Annotated in this window: 17 protein-coding genes; 10 read left to right on the top strand and 7 right to left on the bottom strand. The window is 64.4% G+C overall.

Translation table 11 applies throughout. From position 1 onward, the window contains the following. The first annotated feature begins 65 nt into the window (after positions 1–65). The 8 genes from V5F78_RS24830 to repC all read left to right on the top strand — a co-directional run bounded on the left by V5F78_RS24830 (position 66) and on the right by repC (position 7,828). Entirely contained in the window at positions 66–998 is a 933-nt protein-coding gene (locus tag V5F78_RS24830; protein WP_394015646.1) for a DUF2493 domain-containing protein, read from the top strand. 72 nt (positions 999–1,070) lie between these two features. After that, positions 1,071–1,331 (top strand): type II toxin-antitoxin system Phd/YefM family antitoxin, encoded by a 261-nt coding sequence (locus V5F78_RS24825; protein WP_394015647.1) that lies wholly within the window; start codon positions 1,071–1,073, stop codon positions 1,329–1,331. After that, entirely contained in the window at positions 1,321–1,740 is a 420-nt protein-coding gene (locus V5F78_RS24820) for a hypothetical protein (protein WP_394015648.1), read from the top strand. The genes V5F78_RS24825 and V5F78_RS24820 overlap by 11 nt, the downstream gene beginning before the upstream one ends. A 630-nt stretch (positions 1,741–2,370) precedes the next feature. Beyond that, positions 2,371–2,691 carry a DUF736 domain-containing protein gene (locus V5F78_RS24815; protein WP_394016449.1) on the top strand — a complete coding sequence of 107 codons (321 nt, stop codon included), beginning with the start codon at positions 2,371–2,373 and terminating at the stop codon, positions 2,689–2,691. Between the two features lie 837 nt (positions 2,692–3,528). Continuing rightward, on the top strand, positions 3,529–3,849 hold the full coding sequence (locus V5F78_RS24810) for a DUF736 domain-containing protein (RefSeq protein WP_394016449.1): 321 nt from the start codon (positions 3,529–3,531) through the stop codon (positions 3,847–3,849). Between the two features lie 291 nt (positions 3,850–4,140). Further along, complete coding sequence (gene repA / locus V5F78_RS24805) at positions 4,141–5,355, top strand: plasmid partitioning protein RepA (RefSeq protein ID WP_394016334.1); 1,215 nt, start codon at positions 4,141–4,143, stop codon at positions 5,353–5,355. Next, entirely contained in the window at positions 5,355–6,398 is a 1,044-nt protein-coding gene (repB, locus tag V5F78_RS24800; RefSeq protein ID WP_394016335.1) for a plasmid partitioning protein RepB, read from the top strand. The genes repA and repB overlap by 1 nt, the downstream gene beginning before the upstream one ends. A 200-nt stretch (positions 6,399–6,598) precedes the next feature. Continuing rightward, positions 6,599–7,828 (top strand): plasmid replication protein RepC, encoded by a 1,230-nt coding sequence (gene repC, locus V5F78_RS24795; RefSeq protein ID WP_394016336.1) that lies wholly within the window; start codon positions 6,599–6,601, stop codon positions 7,826–7,828. Positions 7,829–7,960: 132 nt separating this feature from the next. On the opposite strand, the gene V5F78_RS24790 is transcribed toward repC, so the two are convergent. Then, positions 7,961–9,271, bottom strand: coding sequence for a hypothetical protein (locus V5F78_RS24790; RefSeq protein ID WP_394016337.1), 1,311 nt, complete (start codon positions 9,269–9,271; stop codon positions 7,961–7,963). Positions 9,272–9,822: 551 nt separating this feature from the next. Beyond that, positions 9,823–10,923, bottom strand: a complete 1,101-nt coding sequence (locus tag V5F78_RS24785; protein WP_394016338.1) for a site-specific integrase — start codon at positions 10,921–10,923, stop codon at positions 9,823–9,825. A gap of 124 nt (positions 10,924–11,047) precedes the next feature. On the opposite strand from V5F78_RS24785, the gene V5F78_RS24780 reads away from it, so the two are divergent. Then, positions 11,048–11,989 (top strand): DUF1403 family protein, encoded by a 942-nt coding sequence (locus tag V5F78_RS24780; protein ID WP_394072546.1) that lies wholly within the window; start codon positions 11,048–11,050, stop codon positions 11,987–11,989. 2 nt (positions 11,990–11,991) lie between these two features. After that, positions 11,992–12,660, top strand: a complete 669-nt coding sequence (gene scpB, locus V5F78_RS24775) for an SMC-Scp complex subunit ScpB (protein WP_394072544.1) — start codon at positions 11,992–11,994, stop codon at positions 12,658–12,660. A gap of 56 nt (positions 12,661–12,716) precedes the next feature. On the opposite strand, the gene V5F78_RS24770 is transcribed toward scpB, so the two are convergent. The 5 genes from V5F78_RS24770 to chrA form a co-directional block, all read right to left on the bottom strand. Beyond that, positions 12,717–13,808: a hypothetical protein gene (locus V5F78_RS24770; protein WP_394072542.1), complete on the bottom strand. Its 1,092-nt coding sequence runs from the start codon at positions 13,806–13,808 to the stop codon at positions 12,717–12,719. Between the two features lie 78 nt (positions 13,809–13,886). Continuing rightward, positions 13,887–14,933, bottom strand: a complete 1,047-nt coding sequence (locus tag V5F78_RS24765) for a nucleotidyl transferase AbiEii/AbiGii toxin family protein (RefSeq protein ID WP_298307036.1) — start codon at positions 14,931–14,933, stop codon at positions 13,887–13,889. Next, complete coding sequence (locus V5F78_RS24760; protein ID WP_298307038.1) at positions 14,930–15,598, bottom strand: DUF6088 family protein; 669 nt, start codon at positions 15,596–15,598, stop codon at positions 14,930–14,932. The genes V5F78_RS24765 and V5F78_RS24760 overlap by 4 nt, the downstream gene beginning before the upstream one ends. 114 nt (positions 15,599–15,712) lie before the next feature. Beyond that, positions 15,713–15,853: a DinB/UmuC family translesion DNA polymerase gene (locus V5F78_RS24755; protein WP_509276865.1), complete on the bottom strand. Its 141-nt coding sequence runs from the start codon at positions 15,851–15,853 to the stop codon at positions 15,713–15,715. 386 nt (positions 15,854–16,239) lie between these two features. After that, positions 16,240–17,637: a chromate efflux transporter gene (gene chrA / locus V5F78_RS24750; RefSeq protein ID WP_394072539.1), complete on the bottom strand. Its 1,398-nt coding sequence runs from the start codon at positions 17,635–17,637 to the stop codon at positions 16,240–16,242.

The raw sequence follows: 17,637 nt of genomic DNA, 5'->3' as shown, positions 1-17,637 counted from the left end.
CTCCGCCGCCTGATCGCCACGAAGGCCGCGATGGGCGCGGCCGCCGCCCCACGGAGGACATCCCCATGGCGATCGACCAGCACCCCGACGACGAGCCGATCCACGCTTCGTCCGCGACATCCCAGGTCATCCACGAACTGCAGCTCTACGGCCACCGTCCGCACCAGGACGAGCCCGATCCGAGACCCCTCCCCGACGAGCCCGTGGTCCGGGGCGCCCTCGCCGACATCTTCGATGCCCTCATCGCGACCCTGGCCGACACCCGGCTCGAGCCCGACCTCGAGGACCTGCTCTGGTCGACCGTCAACCTGTTCCACCGCGCGGCGGGCCGCATCCAGCGCGAGCTCGACCGCAATGAGGACGACCAGCGCAAGAGCCAGCAGGAACAGGACGGCTCGGAGGTGCGCTCCGTCGAACTCGAGCGCCTCATCGCCCAGGGCACGACCATGATCGAGCGCCGCGAGACCATGGAGTTCTTCCGTGAGCACGCGGCCGACCTCTTCGAGGCCCATGTCGGATCGGTGTGGCATCCGCGGACCGGTTCGAAGGTCAACCATCGCAACCTGACCGCCGCAGTCATAGACAGCCGGGACTTCCTCGCCGCCAAGCGCCGGATCGAGATCGAGCCGCTGATGCCGGCCGGCGTGAAGGTCGCCTTCGCCGGCGGCCTCGACTGCAACGACTACCAGGCGATCTGGGACGTGCTCGACAAGGTACATGCCAAACATACCGACTTGGTGCTGCTCCATGGCGGATCGACGAAGGGCGCGGAGTTCATCGCCTCAAGGTGGGCGGATGCGCGCAAGGTACCGCAAGTGTCCTTCAAGCCCGACTGGACGCGGCACGCCAAGGCGGCGCCTTTCAAGCGCAACGACGAATTGCTCAGGGCGCTGCCGATCGGCGTCGTTGTCTTCCCAGGCTCCGGGATCACCGACAACTTGGCCGACAAGGCGAAGGCGATGGGCATCCCGGTCTGGCGGTTCGGGGGCGGCGCGTGAGCGTCGGTTCCCTTGAAATCATGGGAAACATGGATATGATGGAAATCATGGATATTTTCGGGGAGCATTCACATGCGCGCCTTCACCACCAATGACCTCAACAAGCAGGTCGGCGAAGTCACCGATGCGGCGACGAAGTCGCCGATCGTCATCACGCGGCATCGCAAGCCCCGCTTCGTCATGATGAGCTACGAGCACTACCAGAAGATCAGGGGCGAAGGCGACCCCCGCCGCGCATACGCCGCCGGTGAAACGCCGGACGACGTCGCCTCGTTGTTCTCGGCTGAGGTCGACCGTCTGGCGACGGGCGAAGGCTACGACGATGACCGGTGACCTGCGTCCCGGCACGATCGTCCAGTATCCGTACCTCTGGAAGTGGCAGCAGGAACGCGGCGAGACGGAAGGTCGAAAGGATCGACCCGTCTGCGTTATCCTCGCAGTGCGCGGATCTGACGGTCTGACCCATCTTGCGCTCCTGGCGATTTCAAGCCGCCAACCGGGCTCCGAGCAGGTCGCGATCGAGGTTCCCGAAATCGAATGCCGGCGCGGCGGGCTCAGCGATCTCAAGCGGGCCTGGATCAGCGTCAGCGAGTACAATTATGATATCGCCGAGCGGTCCTTCTATCTCGATGCGGGCGAGCCCGCACTCGGACGTTTCAGTCGTTCCTTCATGATGAAACTTGCGAGCGCGGTGTCTCCCCTCTTCCGGGCCGGACAGGTGCGCATAGATCGCATCGACTAGGGGTGTTACGGACTTGCCGGAAGGCTTCTGTGCCGACCGCGGAGCGCGTCGGCCTCTTCGCTCACGGCGGTTGCTGAGCGCCGGCCCCGCTTGCCGATGGTGCCCGGCAGCGGTTCTGGCGGGCCGATGTTGCCCAAGATGGGAATGACTCGTCGCCTTGCGAGTTGTCGGGGATGCGCCCTGGACCGTGGCTGGGGATCGACGTGAGGGTTCCTGCCATTGGTGGCGGTCCGTGGTTCCGGCGGGCGCCGGCGCGGCGCCGTCGGCGTGATCGACCTGCGTATGCCGGATGTCCGCGAGCGGGCGTGAACGTCGGTGTCCCGACTGGCGGTGGCCGGGACGGGGAGCGAGTGCGGCGGTGCGGGTCCTGCCTGGTGGGGGCGAGGGCGGGGCATGGCCTGGTGGCAGGGGCTCCTGTGGTCGGTGGCTTCGAAGCCCATCCCCTCCTCTTTGCCGCCTGTGTCCGGGTCTCGGCCGCCTAGTGCCGTCAACCCCGCTGGCCACCCCACGATGCGGGCATCGCGGGGACCCCGACCGGGGGTTCCCCTGCGCTGCGGTGACGACGGCGTCCGGCCCCTTCCTTTGGGCGTCATCGGGGATGGTCCCCGAGCAACCTCAAGGAGACTTCACATGGCCACGATCGCAACCCTCACCCAGAAGGCGGACGGCAACCTCGAAGGCACGCTCGCCACCCTCAACGTCACCGCCCCGATCGCGCTGGTGCCGAACACCCGCAAGGCGAAGGACAACGAGCCTGACTACCGCGTGATCTCGCGCAAGAACGGCTTCGAGCTGGGCGCCGGCTGGAACCGGATCTCGAAGACCACCGGCGAGGAGTACATCTCGGTCTCGCTCTCGGCCCCCGAGTTCGGCACCATCTACGGCAACGTGGCGCCGGCGCCGGGCGAGGATCCCGCCAAGAAGGTCATCATCTGGAACCCCGCCAGCTGACCCGAAGCCGCCGGCCCCGCCCAACAGCGGGGTCGGCGCTCAGTCTTTGAGTTGACAGCCGTCAACTCCGCCGTCCCGCAGCATCCTCCGGATTGGCCGCGAGGAGATCGGAGCGCTCGCGGTCAAAAAGTTGACGGCAGTCAACTCGGACGGACCGGCCTTGTACGGTTCAGACCAAGCGAGCGGCAATCAAACTCCGTTCCTGCCATGCCTCCGGGCGCCTTCCTTGGTTGGCCTTCCTGGAAGGCGCATTTGCAAAGATGCGCCCCGATGAGGCTAGTCCGTCACCGCGCGCGCTGGCTGGTCCGGTGCCGGCTATGGACGTGCCGGGATTGCGATTGTGAAGTCGGGCATGCCTCGTCGCCTTGCGCGTTGTCGGGGATGCGGCCGAGACCGGGCCACCGGTTCGACGTGAAGGCTCTCGCCGAGGTGGCGATCTGCGGTTCAAGCGGGCGCTGGCGCGGCGCCGTCGGCGGGATCGTTGTGCGTATGCCGGATGTCCGCCAGCGGGTGTGAGCGCCGGCGTCGCGACTGGCAGTGGCCGGGACGGGGGGCGGGCGCTGCGGTGCGGGTCCTGCCTGGTGGGGGCGAGGGCGGGGCATGGCCTGGTGGCAGGGGCTCCTGTGGTCGGTGGCTTCGAAGCCCATCCCCTCCTCTTTGCCGCCTGTGTCCGGGTCTCGGCCGCCTAGTGCCGTCAACCCCGCTGGCCACCCCACGATGCGGGCATCGCGGGGACCCCGACCGGGGGTTCCCCTGCGCTGCGGTGACGACGGCGTCCGGCCCCTTCCTTTGGGCGTCATCGGGGATGGTCCCCGAGCAACCTCAAGGAGACTTCACATGGCCACGATCGCAACCCTCACCCAGAAGGCGGACGGCAACCTCGAAGGCACGCTCGCCACCCTCAACGTCACCGCCCCGATCGCGCTGGTGCCGAACACCCGCAAGGCGAAGGACAACGAGCCTGACTACCGCGTGATCTCGCGCAAGAACGGCTTCGAGCTGGGCGCCGGCTGGAACCGGATCTCGAAGACCACCGGCGAGGAGTACATCTCGGTCTCGCTCTCGGCCCCCGAGTTCGGCACCATCTACGGCAACGTGGCGCCGGCGCCGGGCGAGGATCCCGCCAAGAAGGTCATCATCTGGAACCCCGCCAGCTGACCCGAAGCCGCCGGCCCCGCCCAACAGCGGGGTCGGCGCCTCGCAAATCCGATCAAGCCGTCACCGATCCGCTCTGGCGGGGCGTCGCCGGGGAAGCGCCGAACGGCCAAGCGAAGAGCGCCAAAGGCGATGTCCACGAGAGAATTGACTCTGGATGGCCAGAGCGTTTGCCGACGCCTCGCGTCGTTAACCTTTCATTAACCCAAAAAGCCTTGCCGCACCGTTAGAATCGGCTCTAAATGCGGTTCTACGTCAGAAGTGGCGTTGAAAGCGCATGTGCGGGAAAAACGAATGGCCGACACTTCACGCGCCACCGATGCAGTTGATGACGTCGACTCGCTCATCATGGAGCATGGTCGCGATCTATCAGCAAAGCTGCAAGCGCATTGGCTTGAGCATTTCCCGCCCGTGGCGGAGAAGTCGCTGCGGTCGTTTCAGTTAAGTGAGGTAGCCCGATTCCTTGGGGTGAAGCCGGGCTATCTCCGAAACCTGTCGCTCGAAGGCAAGGGGCCGGCTCCGTCGGTGACGCCATCCGGCCGCCGCTCGTACAGCGCTGAGCAAATCCTAGAGCTTCGCCAGTACCTCGACGACAATGCCAGAGCCAGGAAGCGCTATGTTCCGCATCGCCAGGGCCCCGAGCATCTCCAGATCATCGCGGTTGCCAACTTCAAGGGAGGAAGTGGAAAGACCACGACGGCCGCCCATTTAGCTCAACATCTTGCGCTGGCCGGTCATCGCGTTCTGGCCATCGATCTAGACCCTCAAGCGAGCCTGACGGCGCTTCATGGCCTTCAGCCCGAGTTTGATGTCGGCCGCAATGAGACGCTCTACGGCGCAATTCGATATGATGACGAGCGGCGCCCTCTCTCGGATGTCATCCGGAGGACGAACTTTGCCGGGCTCGATATCGTGCCTGGCAACATCGAGCTGATGGACTTCGAGTATGACACTCCGCTCGTATTGGCGACGAAGGAAAGCGGCAGCATGGGCCGCCAATTCTTCGCGCGACTGGACGAGGCACTCGGCCCGGTAGCAGACCGGTACGACGTCGTCATTCTCGATTGCCCGCCGCAGCTCGGCTATCTGACCATGATCGCCCTGTGTTCAGCGACCGCCCTGCTCGTCACCGTGCATCCGCAGATGCTCGACGTGATGTCCATGTCTCAGTTCCTGCAGATGCTCGGAGACGTCATGGCGCATCTGAAGAAAGCCGGCGGCAAGATGCAGTACGATTGGGTGCGTTACCTCATCACGCGCTACGAGGCGTCGGACCAACCGCAGACCGAGATGGTCACCTTCATTCGCACACGGTTCGGACGTCACGTCCTGACCAATCCGATGCTGAAGAGCGTCGCGATCTCCGATGCCGGCCTTACGAAGCAAACGCTCTATGAGGTCGAACGAAAGGAGTTCACGCCGAGCACATACGATCGGGCGATCGAGTCTCTCGACGCGGTCAATGGAGAGATCGAGGGGCTGATCCACAAGGCCTGGGGGAGGGGGTAATGGCACGCAAGGGACTGTTCTCCGCCTCACCTGAGAAAAAGTTGACGGCAGTCAACTCCGACGATGCTCCCGCGGTGCCGCAAAGAGTGTCGCCTCCGGCGTTCGCAACCCGAGGCGCTCTCGGTGCCGTCACGCGCTCTATTGACGAGTTGGCCGCGCGAGCAGACGCAGCCAGAGACCTCGAAGCCCGCCTCACTGCCGGCGAGACGGTAATCGATGTCGACCCGGACATCATCGACCCGCCCTTTATCGCCGACCGTTTGTCGCACGACGATGACGCGGACTTCCGTACGCTGGTCGCGGCAATCGAAGCGCGCGGTCAGGATTCCCCCGTGCTCGTCCGGCCCCATCCAAAGGAGAGCGGGCGCTATCAACTCGCGTTCGGGCGACGGCGTTGGCGAGCCTGCAAGGTGCTCGGACGCCAGGTCCGAGCCGTTGTCAAGAAGCTCTCGGATCGCGATCTCGTCCTCGCCCAGGGACAGGAAAACAGCGCGCGAGCGAACCTCTCATTCATAGAGCGCGCTCTGTTCGCCTGGCGGTTGGAGGAAGGGGGCTACGATCGCGAGACAATCATGAGCGCTTTGACCGTCGACAAGACGGTCGTCTCGCGAATGATCTCGGTGGTAAAGAAGATCCCGCTTGCGATCATTGAGGCTATCGGATCGGCGCCGACGACTGGCCGGGACCGATGGGTTGATCTGGCCACTGCTTTCGAGGCGGGTGTCGACATCGAGCAAGTGACCGATTTTCTCGCGTCGGCCGATGTGCAGGCGGCTTCATCCGATGAACGATTTGATCTTGTCTTTGGACTGATCTCGAATCCCCCCGTGCCGGAGGAGCCGGCAGCTCGCGCCGTCGCCAAGAAGGCGCATGGACAATACTGGTCCACACCCGCCGGCGTGCGCGTCGCACGCGTCTCATCGACCGACCGGGCATTCGTTCTGTCGATCGACAAACGCAATGCTCCCGGGTTTGGCGATTTCCTGCTGACGCAGATGGATCGCCTTTTCGAGACCTACAGCAACGAGAAAAAGGAGGACTGACCGACCGTACGAAGCTCACCGCAACCAGCTAGGAGCAACGCGGCAAAAGAAAAAGGCCCCCGAAACGGAGTTCCGGAAGCCCTTCTCGTTCTTTGGCGATTACGAGAATCACACTTCCGCGAATCACAGTCAAGAGTCTCGTGAGAGATTGAGCGCCGTTTCGGTGAGCAGATTTCCTTTGCCCTCATAGAGGCAGAGACATGGAACCACACCTATCGACGACGCCCTTCGGGCGGCGAACGCTGACGCTTGCCCATGTGGCAAATCAGGCGATCGCAAAAGCACGGCCGCTCGAAAAGGCGGTTCACAAATGGCACGTCTATCAGACGCTCTGCATTGCGAGGGTCACATTCGGCGTGTCCGAGCGCGCGCTGTCGGTGCTCAACGCGCTACTGACGTTTCACCCGGAGACCATGCTGACGGGGGAAGACCTGATCGTCTTTCCCTCGAACGATCAGCTGGCACGGCGGGCGCATGGCATGCCGGCATCAACGCTGCGCAAGCACCTGGCCGTCCTCGTCGACGCTGGGCTCATCATTCGCCGCGACAGCCCGAACGGGAAGCGATACGCCCGCAAGGGCCGCGACGGCGAGGTCGCGATGGCCTTTGGCTTCGACCTCGGGCCGCTCGTGGCGCGGGCCGAAGAGTTTGCGCAGATTGCCGAGGCGATCCTGGCGGCCGAGCGTGAGATGAAGCTCGTGCGCGAACGCATCACCATCTGCCGGCGTGACATCGCGAAAATGATCGCGACAGGCCTCGAGGAGGGCGTGCCGACGAAGCGGGCAGGGCAGGGTCCGGCGGACTGGGCGGAGATCCACGGGCTGTTTCGCGCGATCATGGCTCGGATTCCGCGAAGCGCCACACTCGCTGAGCTCGAGCCAGTTGCCGAGGAGCTCACCATGCTGGCTGATGAGATCCTTATGTTGCTGGAGGCTCATGCAAAAACAGAAAAAACGAGCACCAATGAATCCACATTTGAGCGCCACATACATAATTCAAATCCAGACTCCCTAATTGAACTTGAACCTGCTCTCCGAGAAGAGAGGGGGGCGAAGGCAGCGCCAGAACCCCAAACGCCGCGGATGCCGGAAGGGTCCTACCCCTTGGGGATGGTTCTCGACGCTTGTCCCGATGTTTGCGACTACTCCAAGTCCGGGATTTCGAACTGGCGGGACTTCCTGGCGACCGTTGCCGTGGTCCGGCCCATGCTGGGGATCAGTCCGAGCGCCTGGGAGGAGGCGCGGACCGTCATGGGAGAGGTTCAGGCTGCTGTGGTGGTTGCGGCGATCCTGCAGCGCGGTGCCGCGATCAATAGCGCCGGCGGCTATATCCGCGATTTGACGAAAAAGGCGGAAGCCGGAGGGTTCTCTCTTGGCCCGATGCTGATGGCGCTGATCGGCAGCAGAAAGCGCGACAAGAAGCGAGCATGACCCATGTCGAACCGCGGGAATAGCCGTGTAGTCGTCCGGCGACGCTCGGTAACCATCGGGTCGTTCCATTCGGTCGAGAACAACGTTCGTCTCGTGCCCGCACAATCGGACGGCTCGCCTTATGGAAGCCCATTAGGCTGCGGCGGTCTCAAATTCGGTCTCAAGCCCCTCGCGAGCCAGGCGGCCGTGATTCACGAGCAATGTACGAATCGTCAGGGGCGAGACTTCGAAGTGTTCGGCAACGTCCTGTTGATTTTCCATAGAATAATCGTCGCCGAGCATCGCATCGACAACCTCGAACGGGCTGAGCAATTCTGCGGCGAAGGACCGTTGAACTTTCTGTCGGTAGGTGTAAGCGCGAGTCGCGGGCAGAAGAGCTCCGCTCGGCGGTCTGGCAAGACGATCGCCCAGAAGCCGTGCAAGTTCAAAGCGGCGCCCAGTCCGCCATTTGGATCGAAGAACAACCCGGCCCTGAGTGGGCTTTTCGTCGAGCGCGAAAGAGATAGATGCCCCGCCTCGAACGTCCGGTATGATTGCGCGAACAACGCCCGCCATCTCAGCTAACTGGACATCCGTAAGCGGACCCTCACCGAGCCGGTGGTGTTCACGAAGGGCACGGGCCGCCGTGGCTCCTGCTCTGTAAGCGGGGGTCAGACCGCTGCGCTTCGGCACTTCAGTAGCTGGTAGCCGAATGACATCGCGTGGCGAGGCATCGAAACCGCTCCTCTGAGCTGCTTCACGAAGGTCGTCCCCGGTCAAAAGCTTGCCGCTTTGGCCGTGTTCCGCTGCCAGCTCCTCAACACCAGACAACCCAAGATCCTCGATGTCGCGAACCAATTGATCGACAAGTTGCTCCTGGGAGTCAGGATCCTGACCCAGCAGAGCCTCCAATTTGCGAGTGCGTACGAAAGCTGGTGTTTTACGCTCTGCAATTACGCCCGACCAAACTGTCTGGAGATTGCTGTCTTCGATGCCGGCCCAGCTAAGGCGCTCCAACACCTGACTGAGGAACAGGTCAATGCCAGCCTCGAACTCGCTGGCGGGCAGGATGACCGCGTGATCGGTGATGTAGCGGAAAGGCGTTTGGGGGCGTTCCGTCGTGGGTTTCGAAATCAATGCGGTTCGTTCGCCATCGGAGAAAATCGTCAAATTTGGCCAGATATACCCCGATCCAATTGTCGTCAGACGATGGGCGTAAGCCCAATCCTTGGAATTTGAGCGTGGCTCCCAACGCAAACGCCACCAATTCCAGGCGAGCCACTCGGCGAGGTGGTAGGCAGAGAGTAGGGGCGCTTGACGCAGCCTATTGGCTAGGACGTCGTTGCCTTCTGTCAGCCAAAGATCATGCGCCTTGATGCCAAGCGCAGAAAAGCATGCACGCTCCTCCGGCGACCCGGCATCGAGTTGCTCCCATTCGGCAGCTATTGACCAACTGACAGGCATCGTTGCTTCCAAATATCTCTTACGTAGTCGCGCAGATCGTCCTCTTCTTCAAGACGGTAGCCGTGATATACCCCTAACGTAGATGGGTCAGTTTTGCCTCATAAACCTCGCCATCTTCGTCGACGCACCAGATGAATTTTGGAAAACCATTGTAGGCGAGTTCGCTGACTGCTCCTCGAGAAATGCCTCGACGCATTAGCTCGCTGGCTTGCTCCAACCGGATCACCTTAAGAGCGTCACAAAGCGACTTTGTCGGCCGCGGATTGGTTCTCTCTAGGCCGTAGTCCGCTGGGTTCCTCTTATGATGGCCGCTGCCACCGTATCGCGCATTGACCGCAAGCTCGGCTTTCCGTTCGTCTGTCAGGAAGCCTTCGCGCGCTATCCGTCGCTTCGGATTGTTGCCAGGTCGAGCCATGCTTAACTTGCCTCAAGACGCCTTGGACCGTCACCTTATCAGAGGTGCCTTCCAATTCCCGAAAAATCAGCGGGCAAGTCCGTGAAGTGGCTCGCTGGGCACGCACCGGCAAGGTCGGAGCATGCTTCGGCCGACGCTACAATCCTGCCGCCTTGGTGAGGTTAACGCGGAAGCGGTCGCGCCGGCGCTGGTAGCGCCGGGTCATCTCGGCCGAGGCATGGCCGAGCTGCTTCTGCACGTAGCGCTCGTCGACCTCGGCCGAGGAGGCGAGGCCGGCGCGCAGCGAATGCCCAGCGAACTTACTCTCTCGTTCGCCCTCGCTCAGATCCGGCCGCACGCCGGCGGCGAGCGCGGTGCGCTTGACCAGCCGCGCCACCTGCTGGTCGGTGAGCCGATCCGGGCCGACGTCCTTGCCCTGGCCGGTGACCCGCCGGAATAGCGGTCCATGGGGAATTTTCGCCAGCTTGAGCCAGGTTTGCAAGGCGACGACCGGGCAGGTCGAGTCCGAGGAGCCGCGGCCGATCTCGACCTCGCGCCAGCCGTTCTTGCCGCGTAGCGTCACCAGCATCCCCTTGTCGAGGATCTCGACCCAGCCGCGGCCGTCCTCGGTTTGATCGCGGCCGGCATCGAGCGCGACGATCTCGGACCGCCGCAACCCGCCGGCGAAGCCGAGCAGCAGCATGGCGCGGTCGCGTAGGCCGCGCAGCGTGCCACGCTCGAGCGTCTCCAGCATGGCGATGACGTCCTCCGGCAGCACGGCTTCCTTCTGCACCGGCGGCCGGCCATGGGTGTTGCGGATCCCCGCGAGCACGGTGGCGATATGGCGGTCGGCGCGGTCGAGCGGCGTGCCGCGCTGGGCATAGTTCCAGGAGAGGGCCGACAAACGCCGCTCGATCGTGCCGACGGCGTTCGGCTGGCGATCGGCGGTTGCCGCACCGGAGGCGCAGGCGGTGATGTAGAGCCCGACCACCTGCGGGTCCGGGGGCAGGGGAGACAACGCCTGGCGCCGGCACCAGGCGGAAAAATGCTTCCAGTCGGCGGCATAGGCGCGGCGGGTGTTGGCCGAGCTCGCTGCTTCGGCATAGTCGCGGGCGCGATCGGCGAGGCGTTCGAGATGGGCGGGCAGGTCGGCCGACGGCTGCGGCGCGGAAATGACGACGGGTGGCGGCGCTGCAGGGGAGGGCGGCGCGTGCTCCTGGGCGTCGTTTTCGGGGCTCGGAGGGCTCGTTTCATGCATGCTTCTATATAAAGACAGAAACGAATGATAATGCAACATTATCGTTCGTTCTGGAGTCGCGACAGGTGCGGCGGTTAGCGGCCAAATCTCTGGCAGAAAGCGCCGCCATCGGATACGATCCGGCATGGCCTCGCGCGCGCGACTCATCCCCGAGCCCCCTCCGACCTTTCCGGCCTTTCCCGGCTGGGCGCGCCAGCCCGCGACCGGCGAAGCCGTTGAAGATACGGAGTTTCTCGCCGGGGCGGCGCTGGCGGCGCTGCATCCGATCGCCCGCCACGAGCACCCGCTCGGCACCCTCTGGCGCCAGCGCCTGGCGCTTGGCTGCGCCGCCGCGCTGGCGCAGCAGAACGGCCGCACCGAGGACGAGGGGATGCTGCGCGACCACTGGTATCTGCGCCGCGAGGGCGACGACCCAGGGCCCGCCGGGCAGCTCCTCAAGGCCTGGCGCGCCTTGAGCGAGCGGTCGGCGATGGCCGCCGGCGACTGGGAGCTCAAGCTCGCGGCGCTGCTGGCCCACCGCTACGACGACGCGCTGCAGGACGTCATTGCCTTCGCCACCGACCAGCTCAAAGGGCCGGGGAGTGCGGTGCGCGCCGCGGCGGGAGTGGCGGCGACCAGCCTGCGGTTTCGGCCCGACAGCCGGCCGCTGGCGCTCTGGCTCGCCGATGCGGTCCTGGCGCATCGCCTCAAATGGCCGGCGCCGGTGCCTTTGCTCGCCGCCCATCTGAAGCGCGCCGATTTCCGTCACGCCGCCGCGCATGTCGCCGGCGACAGCGGCTGGCTTGCCGCCTGCAACCTGGCCTATGCCCGGGGCTCGGCGGCCGCGGCCGACCTGCACGCCGATCTCGCCCGCCGCGCCGAGAAGCTCCTCGCCGCCGCGCCGCAGCTGCGCGGCAAGGACGCCGACATGATGGTGGCGATCCTCATCAGCGAGGACGCGCAGGCGGCCAGGACCGGCAAGGCCGCGAGCGACCGCTCGAGCCGGCGGCTGTTCGAGCGCCTGGTCGCGCTCGGCGGCGTGCGTGAGCTCACCGGCCGGCCGACCTTCCGGCTCTACGGGCTCTGACCATGGCCCGGCGCGCGCGAGCCAAGCAGGAGCTTGACACCGAGCTCGCCGATCTGCCGCCGGAGCTTCGCTGGCGCGAATGGATGGGCCGGGTCGAGGCGGTGATCTTCGCCTCGCCCGAGCCGGTCGGGCGTGAGGTGCTGGCGCGGGTCGTCGGGCGGGACTGCAATCTCGACCTCATCATCGACGATATCCGCGGCGAGCTGCGCGGCCGGCCCTACGAGCTGGTCGCGGTCGCCGGCGGCTGGCAGCACCGCACCCGCAAGAGCTTCGCCGATGCGATCCGCACGGCGACAGGGCTTGGAACCGAGACGAAGCCGCTGTCGCAATCGGATGCGCTGATCCTGATGTGCATCGCGTATTTCCAGCCGATCACCCGCGGCGAGCTTGGCCAGTTCTTCAGCAAGGAGGTCAGCCGCGACACCATCGGCCATCTGCGGTCGCTCGGCTTCATCGCTGCCGGGCCGCGCAGCCCGACGCCGGGTGCGCCCTATACCTACGTGACGACCCCGGGGTTCCTGTCGCATTTTGGCTTCGACACGCTCCGCGACCTGCCGGACATGGAGGCGCTCGAGGATGCCGGCCTGCTCAGCAAAGAGAAGCTGCTGGCTGGAGATATTCCGATCGCCGGCGGAGAGGCCGACGATTTTGACGACGGCGCGAGCGAGTAAGATTTCAAAATGGATCTGTATTTATGGCCGGGGCGAAGCCGCCAATTCATCGTCGGTCAGAATCCGTAGCGCTGGTCAGCCCACCGCAACAGCACCTTGGCATCATGGTCTGGCAGGCGCACACGCGCGTCACGCAGGCCCTGCGCGATCGCGTCGCCAACATCGGGATCGACTCGGTTGCCGTGCGTCATGAGAAAGTACCAGCCGAAGGCAAGGCCGACCTCGCGATCGATCGCCTCTGTGCGATCCATCAGCATATGCACTGAGGCATCGCCGGCCTCCAGGCTCTCCTTCGGCAGATGCAGCGGACGGGTGATGAACCCGATCTCTCGCTGGCCGTTGTGCTCATAGTCGGTGATGTCGAGTGCCCAATGCTCGAAGACGCGCGCGCTGCGCGCGCTCGATTCCTCCCAGTCCTGAAAGAAGCGCACCTCGCGCGGCACCACATCGAACCAATTGGGCTGCAATTCCAGGAAGGGCCTCTGCGTGCCGTCGGTGCCGATCCAGACGCGCTGTTCCATCTCAGGGCGGCGCGCCTCACGCTTCTCGCGCTCGAGGCGCGCGCACCGCGCGAGGAATGTCCGGACATGCACGACACTGCTGCCGGTACGCTTGCTCAAACGGTAGAGCGGGCCCGCGATCACCTTGTCGTCGGACCTGGCGTCATGGTCGATCCATGACGGATCAAGCAGCTCCAGCTCGCTCCAGGGGCGAGATGATGGATTGACGATCGGCCCAGCACGCCACTCCACCTCGCGGCCGACCGAAATCTGCACGTAGTCGGCCGCGCCCGATCCGGTCGGCGCGAAGGCGTACACGCTGTTGCCGTGCCATTCCGAGATCTGAAGTTCGGTCTGCTGTAACCGAGACCAGAGAGCCCCGACGTTGCCCTTGTCCTTGGCGAGTTCTGCTTCCATCCACGGTCGGTACTCGGCGATCCGGGTTCCGTCGGCGGCAAGCACCGAGCGCTCGACCCGCCAGTACTGGTCGTCGTCAATCGCCGCCAAGAAGGCGAACCCAGGAAACGCCTCGGTCAGCGCTGCTGCGAGCGCGGCTTCGTCGGCGCCGGCCGGAAGGCGCGCCAGGGCCGCTCCAACCGAGGCACGGTCGGGCAGTCTCACCGGTGCATTTTCCAGGATGTCAGCCATGCGATGGTCCTAGCCTTCTGGCTCCGTCCGATTTTTCCGTGTCTCGCCGAGCGGGCCTTCCGATTTGCGACCGACCATTTATCGGCCTCGATCGTTCGCCATCTGCTCGATCTCTTTCATCGACGTCAGAATGTCCGCGAAGAGAGGGGCGTCCCCGAAGATCATCGGTGTCATGTTCGCATAGTCTCGCGCGAGCGCGTCAATCATGGCCGCGGACGGCGCGATCGCGAACGACCCGGTTGCGGCCGACGCCAGATCGTAGTCGGGCCGGTTGAAGAACATGAGGGCGTGCCGAACGCAGTCGGCTCCCAAGGCGGCATCGGCTATTGCCGACCGGCCGACCTCGGAGGCGAAAAGGCAATGGAGGTCGTAGAAGTGTCGCGAGACGCGCTGGCCTGCCTGGCGCAGCTCGCCGCGGCGCTCAAACCAGCGCCGCAGGCCGTGCGCGATCACGACCTTGTCCCAAAACGTGCGCTCGGCATTGATCGTCGTGACGTTCGGGACCGCCAGCTCGAGGCCCGCCACATCCTGGGCAATGTAGGGGCGGATTTCCTTCGGATGGTTCGGGTCGAGGGCCGACTTCGCTCCAGACTCGATCCGCACCGCCGGCCGCACATAGGCCTCGTCGCGCGGCTCGACCTCGGGATACCAGACCAAAAGCGTCTGCCCCTCGGGGTCAGCCTCATCGATTTCGACGCGGCCGCGTCCGTCCGTTGCCTCGGCAAGGTGCTTGGTCAGGAACCCGTGCAGCGGTCCGGTAATATAGCCACGACAGGCGTCTCGGATCGCGTCCAGTCGAGCCCGCCGCTTCTTGTTCGATAGCGCTTCGAGCTCGTCGACGGAGGCGGGCTCGGCGAGATCGTCGCGAAAGACCGTCACATCGATGTCTTCGGAAAATCGCTCGATCAGCCCGAAAGCCTTCGACAACGACGTCCCGCCCTTGAACAGGAGGCGCGGACCTCCGGCGGGCCGTTCGTGATAGAGGGCGTTGAGGGTCCAGCAGACCCAAAAATCCTTCTCGATGTTTCCGATCGGTGCGCCGAGCCGGTTCGCCGTCGTCAAGAAAAGGTCGAGCTTCTCGCCGGGCGCAGCGGAGATGACCTCGCGAAAGGCTGCGCTGCTCACGAGCGATCCTCCGGCGCAGCGTCGGCAGTATCGAGCAAGGGCCGTAGAAAATCCTGCATCCAGATCGGCATGGCTGAGAGACCCGCGCGAAGATCGTCGCGAAGCTCCTTGCCATGCTGTGGGTCGGCGAACAGCTTGCGCAGGCGGTTCTCGACGACCCGTCGATCCTCCTCCTCCGTCATCATGTCCTGCATCCAATGAAGCGCCTGGACGACGCGCATACCCGGCCGCCCCGCCCAATACAGGCGGCTGGGCGCAGCCGACTTGAAATGGATGACTTGCTTGCCGAGCGTGATCGGCTTCAGGCGCGCGTCGATCAGGACCTCGATGCGTGCGGGGACGGCTGTGGTGAGGCCGAGATCGTTCGCCGCAGTCATGCCGTCGACCACGACGCGGGCCTGGTCCCGCCGCGTCACGGCTCGGATCACGGCACGATAGTCGGGGACCATCGGCTTGCCGGTGAGGTTGCTCTTTCGCGGCCGATCATAGAGCCCACGGTCGATCCGGCGCAGTTCGCCGGCCGCAGCGAGGCGCTGTAGCGTCTTGTCGACAGCTGCGCGATTGCCGAGGTCGGCGAAATCGCCTGGCGTCCAGACCTCGCTCGGCTTCGCGTCGACGCGGGCCAGAAGGCGAGGGCGGAGGTCGGCGGTTGGTTGATCGAGCATGTCCGAAATATGATGCAAATTTCGGACATAAGCAAGGGGCGTCCGAACGATGCTGCATTCTTCGGACATCTTGGCATGCTTTTCCGGCGTGGCCTATAAGAGCGGGAGCTGAATCTACCTCTCGGCCTGACGAGGCAACCCATCCAGTGATGAGACTGTGACGCCGATCAATCGTATGCCCTTTGCGACCGGGAACAGCGGCGCAAGCAAGGACAACGCAAGAGCCTCGATATCCGCTGACGCCGAAAACGCCATGCCGACCGTCCGGCTGCGCGTGACCTGCTGGAAGTCGGCGTATTTCCTCATCTGTAGCCGCGCGGTTCTCTGTAGGCCAGTGACCACTCGGCACTCTGCTTATCGCCAAGCAAGGGCACTCTCCGGGTGAGAGGGTAATAGCGAGGTTTAGGTGGCTATTGCGCAGACATAGTGCCCATCTTCATCGTTCGTAGCCCGCGAACCCCGTCGATTCCACGTTATGGCGCGCTATTCTGCGAGATAGCTACCCAATCACCGCCGATTGCCGCGCTCGAACGAAGGCGAACCGCCCGATTATCCAGATAATTCCTGCGTAAACATATGGAGGCGGCCCTAGCGCGGACATCACGTGCCCAAATTCGTCCGCCAGTGGGCCTTCCCTCGTGTCACACAGGTAAATAGCTGACAAAAACACCGGCCACCGCGCAAAGGCCGAGCGTCGGGATCATTCCGACTTTGAAGCGCAACATGGCAATCATCGCAGCGACAGCGAGAACTGCGGCCCGCCAGTCGATCGATGTGAGCACCGGCAGGTCCGGACCGACGCCGAGAATCTCGAACGTCCGCACCTCCCGAAACACGACGTGTAGCGCGAACCACAAAGCAAGGTTCATGACCACGCCGACGACTGCGGCGGTGATCGCTGAGAGCGCCGATGAGATCGCCTTGTTGCCGCGCAGAGCCTCGATGTAGGGCGCCCCAAGAAAGATCCAGAAAAAGCACGGTGCGAACGTGACCCAGGTGGTCAGGAGAGCACCGAGACAGCCGGCCAGTAGCGGATCGAGAACGCCGGGCGTCCGATAGGCGGCGAGGAAGCCGACGAACTGGAGCACCATGATCAGCGGCCCCGGCGTCGTTTCGGCGAGGCCGAGCCCATCGACCATCTCGCCCGGCGCGAGCCAGCCGAAGGTGTCGACGGCGGCCTGCGCCACATAGGCGAGGACAGCATAGGCGCCGCCAAAGGTGACGACCGCCATCGAGCTGAAGAAGGCGCCGAGCTGGGTCCAGACGCTGGAGGTGCCGGTCAGGAGCCAGAGCAGCAGGACCGGCCCGAGCCAGATCGGCAGCCAGATGGCGGTCACCCGAAAGGCCCGCCCCCAGGAGGGTTCGGCATGGGTGAGTTCGCCGCGCTCGAACATGAGATCGACGACGCCCTTGAACTCAAGAACGGCTCCCTTGGAACCATGCCCTCCGGCGGCGAAGAGCTGCGGCGCTTGCCGACTGCCGATCCAGCCCACAAGCCCTGCGATCAGGATGATCAGCGGAAACGGAATCCTGAAGACGAAGATGCCGATGAACGCCGCAACGGCAATCGCGATCATCGCGCGGTTCTTGAGCGCCCTCCGGCCGATCCGCAGCACCGCCTCGACGACGACCGCGAGGACCGCCGCCTTGACGCCGAAGAACACGGCGTCGATCAGCGGCACCTCGCGGTACAGCACATAGAGGATGCTGAGGCCCAGCATGACGAAGGCGCCCGGCAGGACGAACAGGATGCCGGCGACGAGGCCGCCGACGGTTCGATGCATCAGCCAGCCGATATAGGTGGCGAGCTGCTGCGCCTCGGGTCCTGGCAGCAGCATGCAATAGTTGAGGGCGTGCAGGAAACGCTGCTCGCCGATCCAGCGGCGCTCCTCGACCAGTTCCTTGTGCATCAGGGCGATCTGTCCGGCCGGCCCGCCAAAGCTGAGAAGGCCGATCCTGGCCCATACCCTGGTGGCTTCAGCGAAGGTCGGGGCTGCAGGCGTGGAGACGGAATCATCCGTCGTGAGGGTGATCGACAT

Source organism: Roseixanthobacter glucoisosaccharinicivorans, assembly GCF_043195095.2.
Classification (GTDB): Bacteria; Pseudomonadota; Alphaproteobacteria; order Rhizobiales; family Xanthobacteraceae; genus NCEH01.
The sequence above is the reverse complement of the archived record's forward strand: the minus strand, read 5'-3'. Positions and strand labels throughout refer to the sequence as shown.